Source organism: Pseudomonas brassicacearum (assembly GCF_003732175.1).
Taxonomy (GTDB): domain Bacteria; phylum Pseudomonadota; class Gammaproteobacteria; order Pseudomonadales; family Pseudomonadaceae; genus Aquipseudomonas; species Aquipseudomonas brassicacearum_G.
Genome location: NZ_MOBI01000039.1, coordinates 1 through 22,376, shown reverse-complemented (window position 1 = coordinate 22,376; position 22,376 = coordinate 1). Strand labels below are relative to the sequence as shown.

Genomic DNA, 22,376 nt, shown 5'->3' with positions numbered 1-22,376 from the left:
GGCATGACAATCGAACAAGGTTACGCACCGGAACGTCCTGAGCGCGACGCCGGTTATTTTGCCCGCCTGGGCTGGATGCTCGCCGTGGTCGGCGCTGGCAGCTTTTTTCTCTGGGCCAGCCTGGCGCCTCTCGATCAGGGGATTCCGGTGCAGGGCACGGTAGTGGTGTCTGGCAAGCGCAAAGCTGTGCAATCGATGAGTGGCGGGGTGCTCAGCCGGATTCTGGTGCGTGAAGGCGAGGCGGTGAAGCAAGGCCAGCCGTTGTTTCGCCTCGACCAGACTCAGGTCGAAGCCGATGTGCAATCCTTGCGAGCCCAGTACCGCATGGCTTGGGCCAGCCTGGCACGTTGGCAGAGCGAGCGTGACAACCTCAAGCAGGTGAATTTCCCCGCCGAGCTGAGCAACGACCCCGACCCACGTCTGGCGTTGGTGCTGGAGGGCCAGCGGCAACTGTTCAGCAGCCGCCGCGAAGCGTTTGATCGTGAGCAGGCCGGGATGCGCGCCAACATCGAAGGTGCCAACGCGCAACTGGCCGGGATGCGCCGGGCGCGTACCGACCTGACCGCGCAGGCTGAATCCCTGCGCCAGCAACTGACCAACCTGCAACCCTTGGCGGACAACGGTTACATCCCGCGCAACCGGCTGATGGAATTCCAGCGTCAGCTCTCGCAGGTGCAACAGCAGCTGGCGCAGAACAGCGGCGAAAGCGGGCGAGTGGAGCAGGGCATTCTTGAAACGCGCTTGAAGCTGCAACAGCACAGCGAGGAATACCAGAAAGAGGTACGCAGTCAGTTGGCGGACGCGCAGCTCAAGAGCCTGACCCTGGAGCAGCAACTGACCTCGGCCGGTTTTAATCTGCAACAGAGTGAAATCGTCGCGCCAGCCGATGGCATCGCCGTCAACCTCGGTGTGCACACTGAAGGCGCGGTGATTCGACCGGGTGAAACCTTGCTGGAAATCGTGCCCCAAGGCACTCGTCTGGAGGTCGAAGGCCACTTGCCGGTGAACCTGATCGACAAGGTCGGCAGCCACTTGCCGGTGGACATCCTGTTCACTGCCTTCAACCAGAGCAAGACACCGCGTGTGCCAGGCGAAGTCAGCCTGATTTCCGCCGACCAGATGGTCGACGAGAAAACCGGCGTGCCGTACTACGTGCTGCGCAGCAGCGTCAGCGATGTCGCCATGGAGAAACTCAACGGTCTGGTGATCAAGCCGGGCATGCCGGCCGAGATGTTCGTGCGCACCGGCGAACGCTCACTCCTCAACTATCTGTTCAAACCTCTGCTCGACCGGGCAGGCTCCGCATTGACCGAGGAATAAGGATGTCCCGTCGTATGAGTAAGCATTCCATTCTCGGGACCGCTATTGCATTGCTGGTCTGCACCAACGTTTACGCCATGGGGCCATTTGAGGTGTACGAACAGGCACTGCGCAATGATCCGATATTCCTCGGCGCCATCAAGGAACGAGACGCCGGCCTGGAAAACCGCACGATTGGTCGCGCCGGCCTGCTGCCAAAACTCTCGTACAACTACAACAAGGGCCGCAACAACTCCAAGGCCACTTCCCTGGACGAACGCCGTCGCAACCAGACCGAAGACCGCAACTACAACAGCTACGGCTCGACGTTCACCTTGCAACAACCGTTGTTCGACTACGAGGCGTACGCGGCGTATCGCAAGGGCGTGGCGCAATCGCTGTTCGCCGATGAAAGCTTTCGCGGCAAAAGCCAGGAACTGCTGGTCCGGGTGCTGACCTATTACACCCAGGCGCTGTTTGCCCAGGATCAGATCGACATCGCGCAAGCGAAGAAAAAAGCCTTCGAACAACAGTTCCAGCAGAACGAGCAGATGTTCCGTCAGGGCGAGGGCACCCGCACCGATATTCTCGAAGCGGAATCGCGTTATGAACTGGCCACCGCCGAAGAAATCGAGGCTCGCGACGAGCAAGACGCTTCCTTGCGTGAGCTGGGCGCGCTGATCGGCACGCGGGATATTGATATCAAAGACCTCGAGCCTTTGGGCGAGTCCTTTGAGTCGTTCACCTTGCAACCGGCCAATTTCGACAGCTGGCATGAGCTCGCACTGAGCAACAACCCGAACCTCGCTTCCCAGCGTCAGGCGGTAGAAGTGGCGCGGTTCGAAGTAGAACGCAATCGCGCCGGGCACCTGCCCAGAGTCAGCGCCTACGCGACAGCGCGGAAGAACGAGTCGGAAAGCGGCAACACCTATAACCAGCGCTACGACACCAACACCATCGGCATCGAGGTCAGCGTGCCGTTGTACGCCGGTGGCGGGGTGTCGGCAGCGACGCGTCAGGCCAGTCGCTCGATGGAGCAGGCCGAATACGATCTGGACTCGAAAACCCGCGAAACCCTGATCGAACTGCGGCGCCAGTTCAGCGCCTGCCTGTCGGGGGTCAGCAAATTGCGCGCCTATCAAAAAGCCCTGACGTCGGCCGAAGCGCTGGTGGTCTCGACTAAGCAAAGCATCCTCGGCGGCGAGCGGGTCAACCTCGATGCGCTGAATGCCGAACAGCAGCTCTACACCACGCGCCGTGACCTGGCCCAGGCCCGTTATGACTATTTGATGGCCTGGACCAAGTTGCATTACTACGCCGGCAACTTGCGTGAGGAGGATATGGCCAAGGTCGATGAAGCCTTCGGCCCGCACAAGACGACCCGATAAACGCCACACCGCTGCACCGCCCCCGATAGGGGGACTACAAATCCAATAACGCCAGGAAAGCGAGTATTTATGAACACGGACGTACGTCGTAATCGTGCCCAGCCGATCACCACCGGCTCATTGTTGTTGCTCGTCGCCGCGCTGCCTGCTGCAGTTCATGCGGCTTATCTTGATCCGGGGCAAGTGGGCGATCCCGCCAGTTGGCGCACCGCCGAGTACCAGAGTGACTGGGGGCTGGATCGCCTGAAGGCGAATGAAGCCTATGCCGCAGGATTCACCGGCAAAGGGGTGAAGATCGGTGCGCTGGACTCGGGTTTTGACCCGAATCATCCCGAAGCCGCACGCTTTCACGCGGTCACGGCCACCGGCAACTACGTTAACGGCACGCCGTTCAGTGTCAGCGGCAATCACAACGCCAACAACGACTCCCACGGCACCCATGTCACCGGCACCATGGGCGCCGCGCGTGACGGTGTCGGCATGCACGGCGTGGCGTTCAACGCGGATGTGTACGTCGCCAATACCAATCAGAACGACAGCTTCCTGTTTGGCCCGGGCCCCGACCCGCGCTATTTCAAGGCGGCCTATGACGCCTTGGCCGATGCCGGCGTTCGGGTGATCAACAACAGCTGGGGCAGCCAGCCCAAGGATGTCGACTACAAGACGATCGAGAGCCTGCACGCCGCTTATGCCCAGCACTGGAACCGGAACACCTGGATCGATGCGGCCGCCGATGTCTCGCGGCGTGGTGTGATCAACGTGTTCAGCGCCGGCAACAGCGGGTACGCCAACGCCAGCGTGCGCGCGGCCCTGCCGTACTTCGAACCGGACCTGGAAGGCCACTGGCTGGCGGTGTCGGGGCTGGATAAAAACAACCAGCAAAAATACAACCAGTGCGGGATCGCCAAGTACTGGTGCATCAGCACGCCGGGCGCGCAGATCTACAGCACCATCGTCGGTGGCGGTTATGCCAGTTACAACGGCACGTCGATGGCTGCGCCCCATGCAACCGGGGCCTTGGCGCTGGTGATGGAACGCTACCCGTACATGAACAACCAGCAAGCCTTGCAGGTGTTGCTGACGACTGCGACCCAGCTTGACGGTTCGATCACCGACGCGCCGACCGCTCGGGTCGGTTGGGGCGTGCCCGACCTTGCGCGGGCGATGAGAGGGCCGGGGCAATTGCTCGGTCCATTCGACGCCAACCTCGCTGCCGGCCAGCGTGATGTGTGGAGCAACGACATCTCGGACAAGGCGCTGATTCAGCGCCAGAGCGAAGACGCCGCCGAACACAGCGCCTGGCAACAGACCTTGAAAGACAAAGGCTGGGTAAACGGAATCGCGGCCAACGCCAGTCAGCAGGACCAGACCGATTACGCCGTGGGCACGGCGCGCGATGCGGCCGCCGCTGCACGACTGTATGAAGGCAGCCTGATCAAGTCCGGCGCAGGCCAGTTGATTCTGGCCGGGAACAATAGCTATCGCGGTACGACCACGGTGAATGGCGGCCTGTTGACGGTCAATGGTTCGCTGAACTCGGCGGTGACGGTCAATGACAGCGGCACTCTGGGTGGTTCCGGGCGAGTCGGTGGATTGATCGCCAACCGCGGCGCAACCGTCGCGCCGGGCAATTCGATCGGCACCTTGCAGGTCAACGGTAATGTGACGCTGGCACCCGGTTCGACCTATGCGGTGGAGCTGTCGCCAACCAGCAGCGACCGCATTGTCGCCAGCGGCACGGCGACCGTCACCGGTGCCACTGTCAGCCTTGCGCTGGAAAACAGCCCGACATTGTTAAGTGCCAGTCAGGTCGAAAGCCTGCTGGGTCACCAGTACAGCATCCTGCAAGCGGCGGGCGGTATTCAGGGACAATTCGGTGCGGTAGTGCCGAACTACCTGTTCATCGGCGGCAGTCTCGACTACTCGGCGACTGGCGTGCAGCTGGCGATTCAACGCAACGGCACTTCGTTCGAGAGTGTCGGGCAAACCCCGAACCAACGTTCCGTGGCCGCTGCCGCCGAGCAATTGGGCGCCGGCAATCCGGTTTACGAAAGCCTCTTACAGTCGCCGTCGGCAGCGTCTGCCCAACAGGCGTTCCAGCAGTTGTCCGGGGAAATCTATCCGGCGCTCGGCACCTTGTTGATCAACGACAGCCGCTACCTGCGTGATGCGGTGACGGAACGTTTGCAGGCAGATCCGGCAACGGGCGGTAGCGGTTGGGTCAAGGCGCTGGGCGCCTGGGGCAAGACCGATGAACGCAATGACACGGCGGGCTCGACCACCTCGATTGGCGGTTTGCTGGCCGGGGTCGACGGTTTGCTCGACGAAGACACCCGTCTGGGATTCGTCACGGGCTATAGCGACAGCTCGTTGAACCTGGACAGCAGCACCCATTCGCGGGCGCAGGTCGACAGCTACCACTTGGGCGCTTACGCCGGACGCGAACTGGGCGCATTGCGCCTGAGTCTCGGCGGGTCTTACAGCTGGCACCGGGCAGACATCACGCGCGACCTGCACTACGGCGATGTCAGTGCCAGGCAGAAAGCCAAGGTCGACGCCAACACCACGCAAGTGTTCACCGAAGCCGCCTACCGGATGGACCGGCAGCCCGTGGCACTGGAGCCGTTCGCCAACCTCGCCTATGTGCACCTGGACACTGACGGTTTCACCGAAAAGGGCGAGGCTGCTGCGCTGAAAAATGGTCGCGACACGCGTGATGCGGTGCTCGGCACGTTAGGCGTACGCGCGCTGAAAACCATCAACCTTTCCAGTCAGCAACGGCTCGACCTGGCCGGCACCCTCGGCTGGCAGCACAACCTGAGCGCTACCCAATCGCAAGACCATTTGGCGTTTGCCAGCGGCGGCCCGACGTTCGCCGTCGAAAGCGCACCACTGGCGCGCAATGCGGCGCTGATCGGGGTTCAGGCAGGGCTGGCATTGGCCAAGGACGTTCGTTTGAACCTCGATTACAACGGCCGTCTGGCCAGCGGCGAAAACAGCCACGGAGTAGGGCTGAGCCTGAATTGGCAGTTCTGATGACGTGAATGCCCCAAAAAGATTGCTGTTGGCGTAGGGGCTGGCGGAGCCTGCGATCTTTTTATGGATGACTGCGCCCGCAAGGTCAAAAGATCGCAGCCTGCGGCAGCTCCTGCGGATGGAGCTCGGCAGGTTATCTGGATGAGTAATAAAAGAAGAAAGACCACTAAGGAAGGTAGCTGGATGGAAGGCAAGTCTCGCAACAACGCGTCTGCGCAAATCGGCATGAGCCGCAAGGCAAAAGCTTTCAATGGAGCCTTTATCGCTTATCTGGCGGCGATCGGAGTCGCTCAGGCCACACCCTATGTGGAAAGCGGCAAGCTCGGCGATCCGAACAGCTGGCGCAGTCCCGAATTCAACGCCGAGTGGGGGCTGGGCGCAACCAACGCCCAGGATGCATACGCGGCCGGGTACACCGGTAAAGGCGTCAAGCTGGGCATCTTCGATCAACCGGTCTACGCCAAACACCCGGAATTTTCCGGCGTGGACAAAGTGGTGACGCTGGTCACCAGCGGTATCCGTGAATACACCGACCCCTACATTCCGGTCAAAGCCGGAGATGCCTTTCGGTATGACGGCACACCGACGGTAGGTTCCGACGGCAAACTGGGGTCTCATGGCACCCATGTTGGCGGGATTGCGGCCGGCAGCCGCGATGGCAGCCCGATGCACGGCGTAGCGTTCAACGCGCAAATCATCAGCGCCGACAACGGCGACCCGGGACCTGAAGACGGGATCATTCTCGGCAACGACGGTGCGGTCTACAAAGCCGGCTGGGACGCTCTGCGAGAAAGCGGCGCACGGATCATCAACAACAGCTGGGGCATCGGCATCACCGATCGCTTCAAAAAGGGTGGCAAGGACCCGGCGTTCCCGCATTTCACCGTGCAGGACGGCCAGGCGCAGTTCGATCAGATTCAGCCGCTGCTCAACACCAAACAGGGCGGCGCTTACCGGGGCGCCATCGACGCGGCCCGCAGCGGCATCGTGACCATCTTCGCCGCAGGTAACGACTACAACCTCAACAACCCGGACGCGATTGCCGGCCTGGGTTACTTCGTGCCGGACATTGCTGCCAACTGGGTCACGGTCGCGGCGCTGCAAATGAACCCGGACACCACTAGCCCCAATCCCTACATCATCAGCACTTTCTCGTCGCGTTGCGGTTATACCGCAGGCTTTTGTGTGTCGGCACCGGGCACCAAGATCTACAGCGCAGTGATCGGCGGCACCAACGCCGATGACCTGACCGTGGGCTACGCCAACAAGAACGGCACCTCGATGGCCGCGCCACACGCCGCTGGCGCCACCGCAGTGTTGATGGAACGCTTCCCGTACATGACCGGCGCGCAGGTCGCCACGGTGCTGAAAACCACCGCCACCGACATGGGCGCACCAGGCATTGATTCGTTGTACGGCTGGGGCATGATCAACCTGCGCAAGGGCATCGACGGCCCCGGCATGTTCGTCGCCGATGCCGACATTCCGCAGGAATTCCGTGTGGCCGGGTCCTATGGCTCAGGCCAGTTTGTCGCCGACCTGCCGGGCATTGGCGCGGTCATCGATGCCGGCAAGCCAACGCAGCGGATCTGTAACGACATCAGTTGCGGGTTCGACGTCTGGCGCAACGATATTTCCGGCCACGGCGGTTTGACCAAACAGGGCATTGGCACGTTGGTGATGACGGGCAGCAACACGTATGCCGGGCCAACCTTGGTGAATCAGGGGCGACTGGCCGTCAACGGTTCTCTGCTGTCGGCGGTCACGGTCAACGACAGCGGCATTCTCGGTGGCTCCGGGCAGGTCGGCGCATTGACCGCGAAAAGCGGTGGCACCGTCGCGCCGGGCAACTCGATCGGCACCTTGCACGTGGCCGGCAACGTGACCTTCGAGCCCGGTTCGACCTATGCCGTCGAGCTGTCTCCCACCAGCAGCGACAGCATCGTTGCCGGCGGCACAGCCACGATCCAGGGCGCGACCGTGAGCCTGTCGCTGGAAAACAGCCCGACGCTGTTGAGCCCCAGCGACGTGCGCAGCCTGATCGGTCATCAGTACAACATCCTGCAAGCGGCCGGCGGTATCCAGGGCCAGTTTGGTGCGGTGTTGCCGAACTACGCGTTTATCGGTGGCAGCCTAGATTACTCGGCGACCGGCGTGCAATTGGCGATCGAGCGCAATGGCAACTCCTTCGCCAGCGTCGGGCAAAACCCGAATCAACGCTCCGTGGCTGTTGCCGCCGAGCAACTGGGCGCGGGTAACGCCGTGTATGAACGCCTGCTGCTGTCGCCGAACGCGGCGAGCGCGCAGCAAGCCTTCCAGCAATTGTCCGGGGAAATTCATCCGGCGATCGGCACCTTGCTGATCAACGACTCGCGCTATCTGCGTGATGCCGTCGGTGAGCGCCTGCGCGATGGCGGTCTCTACGACGCCGCAACGCCCAACAGCAGTGAAAACAATGCCTGGGTCAAAGTGCTGGGCGCCTGGGGCAAGACCGACAGCGGCCACGACAACGCCAACTACACCAGCTCCATCAGCGGTCTGCTGGCCGGGGGTGACGGTTTGATTGCCGACCACACCCGACTGGGTTTCGTCACCGGTTACAGTAACAGTTCGCTGAATATGGGCGATGGCACCCATTCTTCCGCCACGGTCGACAGCTACCACTTGGGCCTGTACGCCGGGCATGAAATGGATGCGCTGCGTCTGAGCGTCGGCGGTGCGTACAGCTGGCACCGCATCGACGCCAAACGTGACCTGCAGTTCGGCGACGTCAGTGCCAAGCAGAAATCCAAGCGCGATGCGCATACCACACAAGTGTTCACTGAGGCGGCCTATCGCCTGGACCTGCAACCGTTGGCACTGGAGCCGTTTGCCAACCTGGCCTACGTGCACCTGGACAGTGACAGTTTCACCGAGAAGGGCGGTGCGGCGGCGCTCAAGGGCGGCGACGACAACCGCGACGTGGTGCTTTCCACGCTGGGCCTGCGGGCGAGCAAACGCCTGGCGCTCACTGAGCATCAGCAACTCGACCTGTCCGGGACCCTGGACTGGCAGCACAACCTGAGCAACATCCACTCCGAGGAAAACCTCGCGTTTGCCTCCGGCAGTACGCCGTTCGCTGTGCAGAGCGTTTCCATGGATCGCAATGCGGCGGTGGTCGGTGTTCGCGCAGGGCTGGCGCTGGCACGCGATGTCACGTTGAACCTGGATTACAACGGGCTGCTGGGCTCGCGGGACAAGACCCACGGCGTCGGGCTGACCCTCGACTGGCAGTTCTGATTTGAAAAACCGCAACACGTAACAGCAATAACCAAGAGGCAAGAAAATGGGTGTTTTTGATTACAGGAAGTTCGGCAGCGAGGCCAGCAAGGCCTTGTACAGCGATGCGATTGCATTGACGCTGTATGCCTACACGCCAACCGGCAAGCCATTGGCTACCGGCTGGACGCCGGTCACCGCCGGACAATTGGGCTATCAGGGCAAGGTCGGTGCCCAGGGCACGTTCTTTGGCGAGCAGGAAGGTTTCACCAGCGCCGAAGCCGAAGTACTGGCCAAGTACGACGCTGCAGGCAAGCTGATCTCCCTCGGTATCGCGTTTCGCGGGACCGGAGGCCTGGGTTACAGCGACACCTACGGTGACATGAAGAACAATCTGCTGGCCGCTATCGGCCCGACGGATTATGCGAAGAACTACGCCAAAAGCGCCTTCGACACCTTGCTCAAGGACGTCGCCGCATTCGCCAGCAGCAAAGGCCTGAACGCCAAGGACGTGCTGATCACCGGCCACAGCCTCGGTGGTCTGGGCGCCAACAGCGTGGCCGAATTGAGTGCCGACCACTGGGGCGGTTACTTCAAGGACGCCAACTACATGACCTTCGCCTCGCCGACGCAAAGCTCGGCGGGCACGCATGTGTTGAACATCGGTTACGAAAACGACCCGGTGTTTCGTGTGCTCGACGGCACCACCTTCACCAGTTCATCGCTGTACAAGCACGACAAGGTTCAGGACTCGGCGACCAACAATATCGTCAACGTCAACGACCACTACGTTTCCACCCAGATGACCCCGTTCAGCATTGCCAACCCGCAACACTGGGCGGCTCACAGCTCCCTCGGTTATGCCGACGGCTTGAACCGGGTGATCGGTTCAAGCTTCTACGACCTCACCAGCAAGGACTCGACGATCCTCGTCTCGACCTTGTCGGAGTCGTTGCGCGCGAGCACCTGGATCGAAGACCTGGGCCGCAGTGGTGAAACGCACACCGGCAGCACCTTCATCATCGGCACCGACAGCAACGATTGGCTGCGCGGCGGCGCAGGCAATGATTTCCTTGAAGGCCGAGACGGCAATGACACCTTCAGGGACGCAGGTGGCTACAACATCCTGCTCGGCGGCAAAGGGCAGAACGTTTTTGACCTGCAACAGCCGCTGAAGAACTTCACCTTTGCCAACGATGGCGACGGCACGCTGTATGTGCGCGACAGCTATGGCGGCATCAGCATGACCCGCGACATCGGCGCGCTGGTCAGCAAGGAATCAGGGGCCATGTGGGGCCTGCTCGGCAAGGACGTCAGTTACAACGTCACCAACAAAGGCTTGTTGGCCGGCACCGACCTGACTCACTACAACCACTCGCTCAATGGCGATGCCTACGGCAATTCGCTGGTGGCGACCGCCGACGGTGACTGGCTGTTCGGGTTGTCGGGCAACGATGTGCTGCGCAGCGACAAAAGCCAGGTGACGTTCGTCGGCGGCGAGGGCAATGACGTCATGTATGCCTCCGGCGGCCACAACACCTTCCTGTTCAGCGGCGCGTTCGGCTTCGACGCCATCAATGGTTACCAGGGCAGCGACAAGCTGGTGTTCATGGGCGTTCAGGGCGCGGGGCAGGGCTATGACTACAGCCAGCACGTTTCGCAATCGGGTAACGACACGCTGCTCAAGGTCGGCGACTACGCGGTGACGCTGGTCGGTGTCGGCCTGAACAACCTGTCTGGTGCGGAGATCATATTTGCTTAAACCACAGAAGCACTAAATGGAACGCCCTGCGCTGCGGGGCGTTCCGGCTGCGTGAGCTATCTCTGACAATTTCAACAACGAGAGAGGCAATACCATGGGTGTTTATGACTACAAAAACCACAACTCAGCCGAATCCAAAGCGCTGTTTTCCGATGCGCTGGCGATCACGCTGTATTCCTATCACAACCTCGACAATGGCTTTGCCACGGGCTATCAGCAGAATGGTTTCGGCCTCGGGCTGCCGGCGACGCTGGTCACTGCACTGATCGGCGGCACCGACTCGCAAGGCGTGATCCCCGGCGTTCCCTGGAACCCCGATTCGGAAAAAGCTGCGCTGGACGCGGTACAAAAGGCCGGTTGGACCCCGATCACTGCCAGCCAGTTAGGCTATGGCGGCAAGGTCGATGTGCGGGGAACCTTCTTCGGCGAGAAAGCCGGTTACACCAGCGCTCAGGTCGAGATCCTCGGCAAGTACGACGCACAAGGCCATCTCACGGAAATCGGCATCGCGTTTCGCGGTACCAGCGGCCCCCGTGAAATACAGATCAGCGACTCCATCGGCGATGTGATCAACGACCTGATGGCAGCGTTGGGTCCCAAGGATTACGCCAAGAACTACGTCGGCGAAGCCTTTGGTTCACTGCTCAAGAATGTCGCCGCATTTGCCACCGCCAATGGCCTGAGCGGCAAGGACGTACTGGTCAGCGGCCACAGCCTCGGCGGGCTGGCGGTCAACAGCCTGGCGGACCTGAGCGGCGATCACTGGAACGGTTTCTACAAGGATTCCAACTACGTCGCCTACGCGTCACCGACCCAGAGCAGCACCGATAAGGTGCTCAACATTGGTTATGAAAACGATCCGGTATTCCGCGCGCTGGACGGTTCAACGTTCAACCTGGCATCGGTCGGCGTACACGATGCGCATCAGGACTCGGCAACCAACAACATCGTCAGCTTCAACGACCATTACGCCTCGGCGGCGTGGAACGTGCTGCCGTTTTCGATCCTTAATGTCCCGACCTGGATTTCCCATCTGCCCACCGGTTACGGTGATGGCATGACCCGGGTGCTGGAGTCGAAGTTCTACGACCTGACCAGCAAGGACTCGACGATCATCGTCGCCAACCTGTCGGACCCGGCGCGCAGCAACACCTGGGTTCAGGACCTCAACCGCAACGCCGAAACCCACAAGGGCAGTACCTTTATTATTGGCAGTAACGGCGACGATTTGATCCAGGGCGGCAAAGGCAATGACTATCTGGAGGGCGGCGATGGCAACGACACCTTCAGGGATGCCGGTGGTTACAACATCATACTGGGCGGTAAAGGCAGCAATACCCTGGACTTGCAGCAGTCGGTAAAAAACTTCGATTTTGCTAACGATGGCGCCGGTACTTTGTACGTGCGCGATGCCAACGGCGGGATCAGCATCACCCGCGATATCGGCAGCATCATCAGTAAAGAACCGGGTTTTCTGTGGGGCTTGCTCAAGGATGACGTGACTCATAGCATCACCGACAAAGGCTTGCAGGTCGGCAATAACCTGACCCAGTACGCGTCATCGGTGAAGGGCGACGCGGGAGACAATGTCCTCACGGCACATGCAGCCGGCGACTGGCTGTTTGGCCTGGACGGCAATGATCATCTGATCGGCGGCAAGGGCAATAACGTGCTGGTTGGCGGTGCCGGAAACGACCTGATGGAGTCGGGTGACGGGAGCAATACCTTCCTGTTCAGCGGCAACTTCGGCAACGACCGGATCCTCGGCTATCAGACCAGCGACAAGCTGGTCTTCCTCGGCGTCGAAGGCGTGGGGCAAAACTACGACGTACGCGACCACGCCAAAGCCGTAGGCGCGGATACCGTGTTGAGCTTCGGCAATGACTCGGTGACGCTGGTCGGAGTTGGGCTCGATCACTTGGCCAGTTCAGGCGTGGTGATCGCCTGACGTTAAAAAGCCCGGCGCGAACCTCGATTCGCGTCGGGCTTTTCAGCGTTTATTCATAGTGAATCACGATGCCTTTGAGCTTGCGTCTCTGCTCGGAATGGAGATCCCGGTCCAGCGGAAGCGCGACGCTGACGTAATCCGAAATGGGTAGGGTCATGTCGTAGATCACCACCACCGCATCGCCGCCGATTTTTGCCGCTTCTTCACGCAGTCTCTGCTCGAACTGGCTGACGGGCGGGGCCGGCTGCGTGCGTGTGTGCAGAATCACTTCACCCAACCGCGTGTACGGTCGTGTCGGCGCGGTACGCAGTATTTGCACCGAGTCCGGGGACGTCGCGGTTGTGTGCTGGGCCCCGGCGTATTCGGTGGTGTGCGCGTGGATACTGCTGCACGCACTGAGCCCGAATACAGCAAGGGCCAGTGCCAGAACTTTGAAGCCGGGCAGGGGAAGCGCGAAGTCCTTATCGCTCAAAGGGCGTTGTAGGGGCTGCACGCTGGTAATTCCTTCTGATTGAAAAAGGTGACCTGTCGATACACGACAGGCTCAAATACCGGACAAAAGCATTTCCCCGGGATCAGGAAAACGCCCGTCGACTCTGAAAAGCATAGCCACAATGTTCCGGTGAGCCAGGCGTAAATTAGAATTTTGCGCGTGTGCCCCGGTATTTTTTTGCCATGGCATTAAACCACCGGGCAGGCCATGCGTTTCCAGAGGGCGCCACCTTCGAGCAGCACAGACACCAGGCGCGGTGAACCGAAACAGGAGAGTGAACACAGTGAGTAACAGCAAGAGGCAGGCAGTCGCAGCAGCGCTGATGATGTTATCGGCGAGCGCGATGGCCGAGGAGTTGCCTCATGGCTCGATTTTGAACCGATACGGCGTGACCGCCGATCAACTGCCACCCCCCGCGCAGGTCGAGCAGAGCGAGCCTGAACCCGAGAACAGCCGTTTCCAGATTCAGCCGGAACAACCCTGGGTGAAACTGAGCCTGGGTGACGGCAAGCAACCGCCAGCGACCGGCAACATCAGCATCGACAACGCGAATGCCCGGGAATACGAGCGCTGCCAAACGATCAGGGGGCAATTGCTGCGACGCGGCGGGCAGGTCATTTCCTGCGATAACAGTATCCCGGGGCAAGACTCTGCATTGCAGATGCCCTGAGGCTTTCGATCATTTTTCTTTGCGGATGGTGGCGACGTCGTTCGCGTTGACCTTGATCTTGGCGCCGGAAATGTCCTTGAACTCAATAAAACCGTCCGTGCCTTTGGTTTTCGGCATGTCTTGGGTCAAATACTGGGTGCCGTTCTGCAACGTCACCACCGTTGGCGACGCGCAACCGCCTAATGCCAGCAAGCCTACGATAGCCAGGGGGACGCTTAGAATGCGGATATTCATAAATAAACCTCTCTTTCAGAACGCTTTTGATCGTTTCGACACACAGGTGCGTCATTTCGATACCGACCGTTGTTGGTGTCACTCGCTCCAGGAAAGTTCGGTTTATGGTGGAAAAAGCCACAAGACCGGATGATTCCAGTCAGCCAAGTGAACCCAAGGTTCGAAACAGCAAAGATCGAATGTGGGAGCGAGCTTGCTCGCGATGACGGTTTTACATTCGACATCAATGTTTACTGTTACACCGCTATCGCGAGCAAGCTCGCTCCCACACTAGACTTGCTTCGTTTTATAGAATGTATTTCCCTGACGGACTGGTGGTACGCAAAACCCGCCACTTATCTTTTTCCGTTTGCCAGCACCGGGTTCAGCTGATATCTGTACGCATAACCAGTATCCGCTCGCCATGGCACTTTCTATCTGTGACAGTCAATCCGCTCGAAGATCCGTTCTATTACCTGAACAACTTCCAACAAGTGCTCGCCTGGCTTGAGCAGCGCTATGCCGATGTGCTTAGCACGGAGGAGCAGCAATTCATCGTTGATTTTGGCCAGTTGCCGCGTGCCTCCCAGGCACTGCTGGTCAGAATGGTCATGCGCAAGGGCGAGCATTTTCGCCTCGGCAAGTTGCATTACACCGAAATTGGCGAGAGTGCCCGCGCGGCAGAACCCTTGCTGAACCTTGGCTGGGTTGACGAACAGACGCCACTGTCGATTGAGCAACTGTTCGAGGTGCTGCTCAAACCGGAAATCCTTCAGTGCTTCAGCACGGCCATCAAACAACCCAAAGCGAAGAAGTCCGAGTGGCTGGCTGCACTGTGCGAGCAGTTCATCCAGCCTCAGTCCTTCAAGAACTGGTGCCCGACGCTGGATGACCGGTTGTTGAGCCTGACCATCATGGACCTGTGCGATCGGCTGCGGCTGATGTTCTTCGGCAACCTGTATCAGGACTGGTCGGAGTTCGTCCTGGCGGATCTAGGGATCTTTACCTACGAGAAAGTCGAGTTTTGCGCCGAGTCCCGAGGCTTGCGCAGTCGTGACGACGTCGAGGCGTTTGTCTATCTGCATGATTGTCAGCTGCGTTTTGAAGCCGGAGAGGCGCTGGAACAGGTCGTCGAACAGATCCAGGCAGTGCAAACCGCCAACCCCTGGCTCGAGCGGCGACGCGCCAAGCTGCTGTTTCAGATCGGGCAACACTGCGAGCGCATCGCCGATTTCTCGGCAGCGCTGACAATCTACCGCGAGTGTGCGTACCCCGGCGCCAGGTTGCGCTTGATCCGGGTGCTGGAGCGTTGCGCTGAGTTTCACTTGGCCCTGGAGTTGGCGACCGACGCCGAACACGCGCCAGAGAGCGCCGCCGAGCAACAGCAACTGTTGCGGGTGCTGCCCCGGTTGCGACGCAAACTCGGCGGGCCGCCGTCGCCACGGGTCAAGGCACGCGAAGTTGAACGGCTGGAGCTGAGTCTGTCGCGAATCGACCCGACGCTGTCAGTCGAATTCCATGTTCAGGCTCATCTCGATGAACCCACGGCACCGGTGCATTACGTCGAAAACAGCCTGATCAATTCGTTGTTTGGGCTGCTCTGCTGGCCGGCGATTTTCGCACCGTTGCCTGGAGCATTTTTTCACCCATTCCAGCGCGGACCGGTAGACCTGCTCAGCGAAGATTTTCATTCCCGGCGTGCCGATCTGTTCCAGGCGTGCCTGGCAGAGCTGGACGATGGGCGTTATGCCGAAACCATCCGCCAGCGCTTTCGCGCCAAGTCGGGTGTGCAGTCACCCTTTATGTTTTGGGGCGTGCTGACCGAAGAACTGCTGGAGCAGGCGCTGAACTGTCTGCCGGCTGAACACCTCAAGCACTGGTTCCATCGACTGTTGCTGGACATCAAGGCCAATCGCGCCGGGATGCCGGACCTGATCCAGTTCTGGCCGCAGCACAAGACCTACCGGATGATCGAGGTCAAAGGCCCGGGCGATCGCCTGCAAGACAACCAACTGCGCTGGCTGGAGTTCTGCCACGAACACCAGATGCCGGTCGCGGTCTGTTATGTGCAATGGGCGCAGGCTGAGGCGTGAGCTATAACGTTGCAGTGCGTGCGTTGTGTGAGTTCACCGCCAAGGCCGGTGATCTCGACTTGCGCTTCACCCCGTCGCCGACTGCCCTGGAAGGCATCGTCGGTCACCGCACTGTCGCTTCGCGGCGCAGCGAGACCTATCAAAACGAAGTGGCCCTTGAAGGCGAATATCGTCAGTTGAAGGTCAGGGGCAGGGCAGACGGTTATGACCCTGGCCAGAATCGTCTTGAGGAAATCAAAACCTACCGTGGCGAACTGGAGCGGATGCCGGCCAATCACCGCCAGTTGCATTGGGCCCAGGCGAAAATCTACGGCTGGTTGATGTGCCAGAAACTACAGTTGGCCGAGATCAAGCTGGCGCTGGTGTATTTCGATATCGTCAGCGAAAAGGAAACCAGCCTGGTCGAAACCTGGAGCGCGCTTGAGCTGGAGCGTTTCTTCACGCTGCAGTGCGGGTTGTTTCTGCACTGGGCCGAGCAGGAAATGGCCCATCGTGAAGCACGCAATCAGGCTACGCAGGTGCTGAGCTTTGCGTACCCGGACTTCCGCCCGGGGCAACGTCACCTCGCCGAATCGGTGTTCAAAGCGGTCAGCACCGGTCGCTGCCTCATGGCCCAGGCTCCGACCGGCATCGGCAAGACGGTCGGCACGCTGTTCCCGATGCTCAAGGCGTTGGCGCCGCAGCAACTGGACAAGGTGTTCTTCCTCACCGCCAAGACTCCCGGACGCAAATTGGCGCTGGATGCGGCACAGGTGATCGTCGACAACAGCGACGGTTTACCGTTGCGAGTGCTTGAGATGATTGCTCGCGACAAAGCCTGCGAGCACCTGGACAAAGCCTGTCATGGCGAATCCTGTCCGTTGGCGAAAGGCTTTTACGATCGCTTGCCGGCGGCCCGCGAGGCGGCGAGTCAGGTGACGCTACTCAATCAGACCGCCCTGCGCGCAATCGCCCTTGAACATCAGGTGTGTCCGTATTACCTGAGCCAGGAAATGGCCCGTTGGGCTGACGTGGTGGTTGCCGACTACAACTACTATTTCGACTTCAGTGCGTTGCTGTTCGGTTTGGCCCAGGCCAATCAGTGGAAAGTCGCCGTGCTGGTGGATGAGGTCCACAATCTGGTGGAGCGTGGTCGGCAGATGTACAGCGCCACACTCGATCAGTTCACCCTCAATACCCTGCGCAAAAGCGCTCCCGAGGTGCTGAAGAAGAGCTTGCAGCGGGTCAACCGTGAATGGAATGCGCTGCACAAAACACAGATCAGCCCTTATCAGGCTTACGCGAAAGCCCCGGACAAATTGTTGCAGGCGCTGTCGCTCTGCACGACCGCCATCGGCGATTACCTCAACGATCACCCGCAAGGATTGGACGCTACGTTGCAGAGCTTCTATTTCGATGCGCTGCAATTCAGCCGGGTCGCTGAGCTGTTCGATGAGCATTTCCTGTTCGACATCAGCAAGCGCGACCTCGGCAACACGCGCAGCCTTTCGCAGCTGTGCCTGCGCAACGTTGTGCCAGCCGGTTTCCTCCGCCCGCGTCTGACGGCGGCGCGCAGCACCGTGATGTTTTCCGCGACCTTGAGTCCGCAGCGCTATTACGCAGACCTGCTCGGATTGCCGGCTACCACGGTGTGGATCGACGTTGAGTCGCCGTTCAACGCCGAGCAGCTCAAGGTGCAGATTGTCAGCCAGATATCCACCCGATTCGTGCACCGGCAGGCCTCGCTTGCGCCGATTGTCGAGTTGATGGCCCGACAGTTCATTGAGCGTCCCGGCAATTACCTGGCGTTTTTCAGCAGCTTTGATTACCTGCAACAGGTGGCACAGCTGTTCACCGAGACTTGGCCGCAGATCAACCTCTGGTCACAGTCACGCGGCATGGACGAAGCCCGGCGTCAGGCCTTTCTGGAGCAGTTCACGCCCACCAGCCAGGGCATTGGTTTTGCGGTATTGGGTGGGGCGTTCGGCGAAGGCATCGACTTGCCGGGCTCACGGTTGATCGGTGCGTTCATCGCGACGTTGGGGCTGGCGCAACTGAACCCGGTCAACGAGCAGTTGAAGCAGCGCATGGCGGCGATCTTCGGTGCAGGTTACGACTACACCTACCTGTTTCCCGGCGTACAAAAGGTGGTGCAAGCCGCCGGGCGGGTGATTCGTACCCAGCAGGATCATGGCGTGGTGATGCTGATCGATGACCGCTTTGGCGAAAGCAAGGTTCAGCAGTTGTTGCCGCGCTGGTGGTCGGTCAGCGGGCGCGTGTGAGACGCGCCGCCGTCAATGCATGCCGACTGTCCGGTCGGCCCGGCGCGAGGTCTGAACACTGCGTGCCTGGTGCACCATGCTGACCAGCTCCGCGGCAAAACGGTGGCAGTCGCCCGGCCAACGTGCGGTCAACAGGTTGCCGTCATGCACGATAAACCCGCATTGCGGGTTTTCTGTCGAATCACGTTGCGAGAATCTTGGCCCCGGCAAGAAGTCATGGACGCTCGCCAATGCGGCGGTGACTTCGGCCTGCACCGTTTGCGAATAGGTGCGGTAGTAGCGGCCGAGCCACGGCGCAGTAAGCCACCAGGCTGGCAGTTCCATGGTGTTGGCCAGCAACGCGGTCACCTTGCGCCCGTGCAGTACCGAAAGAACGTTGTCGGCATCCAGCGTGCGGGCCAGCAGCAATACGCCATGGCAAACCGCCGCGACCGGTTTCTGTGCATCAAAGAAGTACCGGACAATCCGCCGGGCGTCTTCGGACTCCAGCAAACTGCGCATGCCCTTGGCGTGGCCGCCCGGGATCACCAGCCCCTCGTACTGCTCGGGATCTACTTCGGCGTAGGCCATGGGTGATTTGAAACGCTCGTCGGCGGTCATGGCTGCGTAACACTGAAGATCTTCCTTGCGGGTCATCAGCAGCGAGTTCAGTGGCCCGAAACCGATGTCCACCAATCGCGAGTCGGCGTAGGCCGGCAAGCCTTTTGGTGTCGCGAAGCACACCTCGATGCCGGCGTCATGCAACGCCTGCCAGGGCACACTGCTTTCAGTGGGGTCGTAGTCAGCCTGAGGTAGCAGGAAAAGCAGCATGTACAAAGCCTCGAGTCGTCAGCGCTGGGGATCGTCTATTGCTCTGAGTCTGGACGCAGGGACTGGACTTCGCCAGCCGTTGCCTGCCAATTGTATGCAGTCAGGGGCTCAAGCCTCAGTGAACCGAAACTTGAACAGCGTGCACGGGTAGCTGTCGACGGGAAGCTGATGGCGAGTGAACTGACCCTGGGTCAGCTCGGGGATGATTTTTGACCAAAACGCCTGGGCCGGCTGATTGGCATCGATATGAAAAATCTGCCACTGACCGGGAAGCTGCTGGAGCAGGGCAGATACTACAAACTTCCCGACGCCGCGGCCTCGATAGTGACGGCTGACGAAGAGATAACCGATGTTGTACTGCACGTCGTCAAAATGAACCGAGTCGTCAACCGTCACGAACCCGGCAATGTCACCATCGACCCTGATCAGGAACGCTTGCGTTGCAGGCTTTCGCCAGTAGTCGAGCATGGGCTGAAGGGGGAAGAAACCATGGGCGCCAATCTTCAGCGGCAGCCACTCGCTGAAGTCGTACAGATAGAACTGCATCAGGTTTTCGATGCAGTCCAGTTCATCCCGTTGTGCGCGGTGCAGTTCGATCGCGGCCATTGCACGAAGCTCCAGACGATTCGATGGCTATGGCGATTAACCTAGCACCTCACGCAAACGATGCCACAACATGCCCAGCGCCAGGAGCGGAGTGCGCAATGCACGCCCACCCGGAAAGGTCATGTGCGGCACTGCGCTGAAGACGTCCAGGCCGTGGCTGTGTCCTGCATGAATCGCCTCGGCCAGCAGACGCGCGGTCCAGTGCGTGACGTTGAGGCCATGACCGGAATAGCCTTGGGCGTAAAACACGTTCGGATACTGCGACAACCGCCCGACCTGGGGGAAGCGATTGGCGGTGATGCCGATCCTGCCGCCCCATTGAAAGTCGATGCGCGTATCGGTCAGCTGCGGGAACACCTTGAGCATTTTCGGGCGCATATAGGCGGCGATGTCCGCTGGATCGCGCCCGGAATAGTGGCAGGCGCCGCCGAACAGCAGGCGCCGGTCTGCCGAAAGCCGGTAGTAGTCGAGTCCGACTTTCTGGTCGCACAGCGCCAGGTTCTGCGGGATCAGTTCTGCGGCAGCCTGCGCCGGCAATGGCTCGGTCGCGATGATGTAACTGCCCGCCGGCAACACCTTGCCGCTGAGCCGTGGTTCCAGATCCTCCAGATGCGCGTTGCAGGCCAGCACCAGACTCCCGGCGCGCACCGTGCCGCTCGCGCAGCGAACCTGCACGGTGCTGCCATGGATGATCTCCAGCACCGGGCTTTGCTCGAAAATCCGTACCCCCAGCGACTCGGCGACCCGAGCCTCGCCGAGCACCAGGTTGAGCGGGTGCAGATGGCCGGAGCCCATGTCCACCAGTCCGCCGGCGTAAACACCAGAGTTCACAACCTGGCGCATGTCTTCGGGCCTGACGAGGCGGGTTGCATGGGCATAACCCTGGGCGCCCAGGGTTTCTTGCTCCAGCTGAAACGCCGCGAACTGCGCGGGAGTATTGGCCAGTTCGCAAAAACCCCAGCGCAGGTCGCAATCGATGCCATGCTCGCGGATACGATTGCCCACCACCTCGACCGATTCGATGCCGGCGCGCTCCAGATAGCGCACGCCTTCCTGACCGACGTACCGGGCAAAGCCCGAAACGTCGTGGCCAATGCCACGGATCAACTGCCCGCCATTGCGGCCGCTGGCACCCCAGCCGATCCGCCGGCCTTCCAGCAGAATCACCGAGAGCCCGCGCTGGGCCAGTTCAATGGCGGTGTTGACGCCGGTAAAACCGCCGCCAATCACGCAGACGTCGGCTTCCAGGTCCGACGTCAACATCGGGTGTTGCACCATCGCGTTGGCGGAGGCGTTGTAATAGGAGCGGGCGTGTTCCGCTGACAGGTTTATAGCGATCTGATTCATTTATTGGACTTCACTTTGCTCCAGGAGCGGGTCATCACGCGCATGATTTCCGCTGTCGGTGTGGTCGAGATGTACAGCTTGTCCAGCACCGCCTGGGACGGGTAAACCTCTGGATTGTTCACCAGTTCCGCGTCCATGAACTGTTTGGCCGCAGGGTTGGGGTTGGCGTAACCGACGGTGGCGCTGACCTTGGCGATCACCTCCGGCTCCAGCAGGTAGTTGATGAATTCGTGGGCTTGTTTGGCGTTGCCGGCGTCGGCAGGCACGGCCAGCAAGTCGAACCACAGGTTGCTGCCTTCCTTGGGGATCGCATAGGCGATGTTCACGCCGTTCTTCGCTTCCTTGGCGCGGTTTGCCGCCTGGAACACGTCCCCCGAGTAGCCGAAGGCGATGCAGATGTCGCCGTTGGCCAGGTCCGACACGTATTTGGATGAGTGGAAGTAGGTGATGTACGGGCGGATGGTCAGCAGCTTGGCTTCGGCTTTCTTGTAGTCCTCGACATTCGAGCTGAGTGGGTCCATGCCCATATAGTTGAGCACCGCCGGGAATACTTCGTCGGGCGAATCCATCATTGAGACACCGCACTGGGTGAGCTTTTTCAGGTTCTCCGGTTCGAACAATACGGCCCAGGAGTCGATGTGATCGACACCCAGCACTTTTTTGATCTTGTCGACGTTGTAGCCGATGCCGTTGGTACCCCACAGGTACGGCACCGAATGCGCGTTACCCGGGTCGTTCTTCTCCAGCAGTGCCAGCAATTTAGGGTCGAGGTTTTTCCAGTTTGGCAGCTGCGAGCGGTCCAGTTTGAGGAACGCGCCGGCTTTGACCTGGCGCGCCAGGAAATGGTTGGAAGGCACCACCACGTCATACCCGGTACGCCCGGCGAGCAGTTTGCCTTCCAGGGTTTCATTGGAGTCGAATACGTCGTAGATGACCTTGATACCGGTTTTCGCCTGGAAGTCGGCGAGGGTGGTCGTACCGATATAGTCGGTCCAGTTGTACACACTGACGCTCGGCTGCGCTTGCGCACCGAGGCTGCAGAACAGCGCGAGCGCTGCGGGAACGACCGATTTCAATAGACGCATTTCGACACCCCTTTGAATGATTGTTTTCGATGTTTTTGCACTGATCGTTCCCATGCTCTGCGTCACTAGTGTCCGGTAAAACTCTCTCATAGCTGAAGGCTGCCTTG

The 22,376-nt window shown here is 60.2% G+C and carries 15 protein-coding genes; 9 read left to right on the top strand and 6 right to left on the bottom strand.

Features of this window, described 5'->3' with window-relative positions; genetic code table 11:
- Positions 1-3 precede the first annotated feature (3 nt).
- The 6 genes from BK658_RS28550 (at position 4) to BK658_RS28525 (ending at position 12,691) form a co-directional block, all read left to right on the top strand.
- Complete coding sequence (locus BK658_RS28550) at positions 4-1,320, top strand: HlyD family type I secretion periplasmic adaptor subunit (RefSeq protein WP_123585264.1); 1,317 nt, start codon at positions 4-6, stop codon at positions 1,318-1,320.
- A gap of 2 nt (positions 1,321-1,322) precedes the next feature.
- Positions 1,323-2,687, top strand: coding sequence for a TolC family outer membrane protein (locus tag BK658_RS28545; protein WP_123585228.1), 1,365 nt, complete (start codon positions 1,323-1,325; stop codon positions 2,685-2,687).
- A gap of 69 nt (positions 2,688-2,756) precedes the next feature.
- Positions 2,757-5,723, top strand: coding sequence for an autotransporter serine peptidase EprS (gene eprS, locus BK658_RS28540; RefSeq protein WP_123585227.1), 2,967 nt, complete (start codon positions 2,757-2,759; stop codon positions 5,721-5,723).
- Positions 5,724-5,948: 225 nt separating this feature from the next.
- Positions 5,949-9,002 carry an autotransporter outer membrane beta-barrel domain-containing protein gene (locus BK658_RS28535; protein WP_123585263.1) on the top strand — a complete coding sequence of 1,018 codons (3,054 nt, stop codon included), beginning with the start codon at positions 5,949-5,951 and terminating at the stop codon, positions 9,000-9,002.
- A gap of 46 nt (positions 9,003-9,048) precedes the next feature.
- Positions 9,049-10,743 carry a polyurethane esterase gene (locus tag BK658_RS28530; protein ID WP_123585226.1) on the top strand — a complete coding sequence of 565 codons (1,695 nt, stop codon included), beginning with the start codon at positions 9,049-9,051 and terminating at the stop codon, positions 10,741-10,743.
- A gap of 94 nt (positions 10,744-10,837) precedes the next feature.
- Positions 10,838-12,691 (top strand): polyurethane esterase, encoded by a 1,854-nt coding sequence (locus BK658_RS28525; protein WP_123585225.1) that lies wholly within the window; start codon positions 10,838-10,840, stop codon positions 12,689-12,691.
- A gap of 49 nt (positions 12,692-12,740) precedes the next feature.
- On the opposite strand, the gene BK658_RS28520 is transcribed toward BK658_RS28525, so the two are convergent.
- Entirely contained in the window at positions 12,741-13,184 is a 444-nt protein-coding gene (locus BK658_RS28520) for a hypothetical protein (RefSeq protein WP_259740159.1), read from the bottom strand.
- 283 nt (positions 13,185-13,467) lie between these two features.
- Between BK658_RS28520 and BK658_RS28515 the strand changes: the two genes are divergently transcribed.
- Complete coding sequence (locus BK658_RS28515; RefSeq protein WP_123585223.1) at positions 13,468-13,854, top strand: hypothetical protein; 387 nt, start codon at positions 13,468-13,470, stop codon at positions 13,852-13,854.
- Positions 13,855-13,863: 9 nt separating this feature from the next.
- Here BK658_RS28515 and BK658_RS28510 read toward each other — a convergent pair whose 3' ends face one another.
- Positions 13,864-14,088 carry a YgdI/YgdR family lipoprotein gene (locus tag BK658_RS28510; RefSeq protein ID WP_123585222.1) on the bottom strand — a complete coding sequence of 75 codons (225 nt, stop codon included), beginning with the start codon at positions 14,086-14,088 and terminating at the stop codon, positions 13,864-13,866.
- 419 nt (positions 14,089-14,507) lie between these two features.
- Between BK658_RS28510 and BK658_RS28500 the strand changes: the two genes are divergently transcribed.
- Positions 14,508-16,160, top strand: a complete 1,653-nt coding sequence (locus tag BK658_RS28500) for a VRR-NUC domain-containing protein (protein ID WP_123585220.1) — start codon at positions 14,508-14,510, stop codon at positions 16,158-16,160.
- Complete coding sequence (locus BK658_RS28495) at positions 16,157-18,421, top strand: ATP-dependent DNA helicase (protein ID WP_123585219.1); 2,265 nt, start codon at positions 16,157-16,159, stop codon at positions 18,419-18,421. Before BK658_RS28500 ends, BK658_RS28495 begins: the two co-directional genes overlap by 4 nt.
- Before the next feature lie 12 nt (positions 18,422-18,433).
- Here the strand turns inward: BK658_RS28495 and BK658_RS28490 are convergent, their stop codons facing one another.
- The 4 genes from BK658_RS28490 to BK658_RS28475 form a co-directional block, all read right to left on the bottom strand.
- Complete coding sequence (locus BK658_RS28490; RefSeq protein WP_123585218.1) at positions 18,434-19,231, bottom strand: DJ-1/PfpI family protein; 798 nt, start codon at positions 19,229-19,231, stop codon at positions 18,434-18,436.
- A gap of 108 nt (positions 19,232-19,339) precedes the next feature.
- Positions 19,340-19,837 (bottom strand): GNAT family N-acetyltransferase, encoded by a 498-nt coding sequence (locus BK658_RS28485; protein WP_123585217.1) that lies wholly within the window; start codon positions 19,835-19,837, stop codon positions 19,340-19,342.
- Positions 19,838-19,873: 36 nt separating this feature from the next.
- Complete coding sequence (locus BK658_RS28480; RefSeq protein WP_123585216.1) at positions 19,874-21,184, bottom strand: NAD(P)/FAD-dependent oxidoreductase; 1,311 nt, start codon at positions 21,182-21,184, stop codon at positions 19,874-19,876.
- Positions 21,181-22,269, bottom strand: coding sequence for a polyamine ABC transporter substrate-binding protein (locus tag BK658_RS28475; RefSeq protein ID WP_123585215.1), 1,089 nt, complete (start codon positions 22,267-22,269; stop codon positions 21,181-21,183). The genes BK658_RS28480 and BK658_RS28475 overlap by 4 nt, the downstream gene beginning before the upstream one ends.
- Between the last annotated feature and the right edge of the window lie 107 nt (positions 22,270-22,376).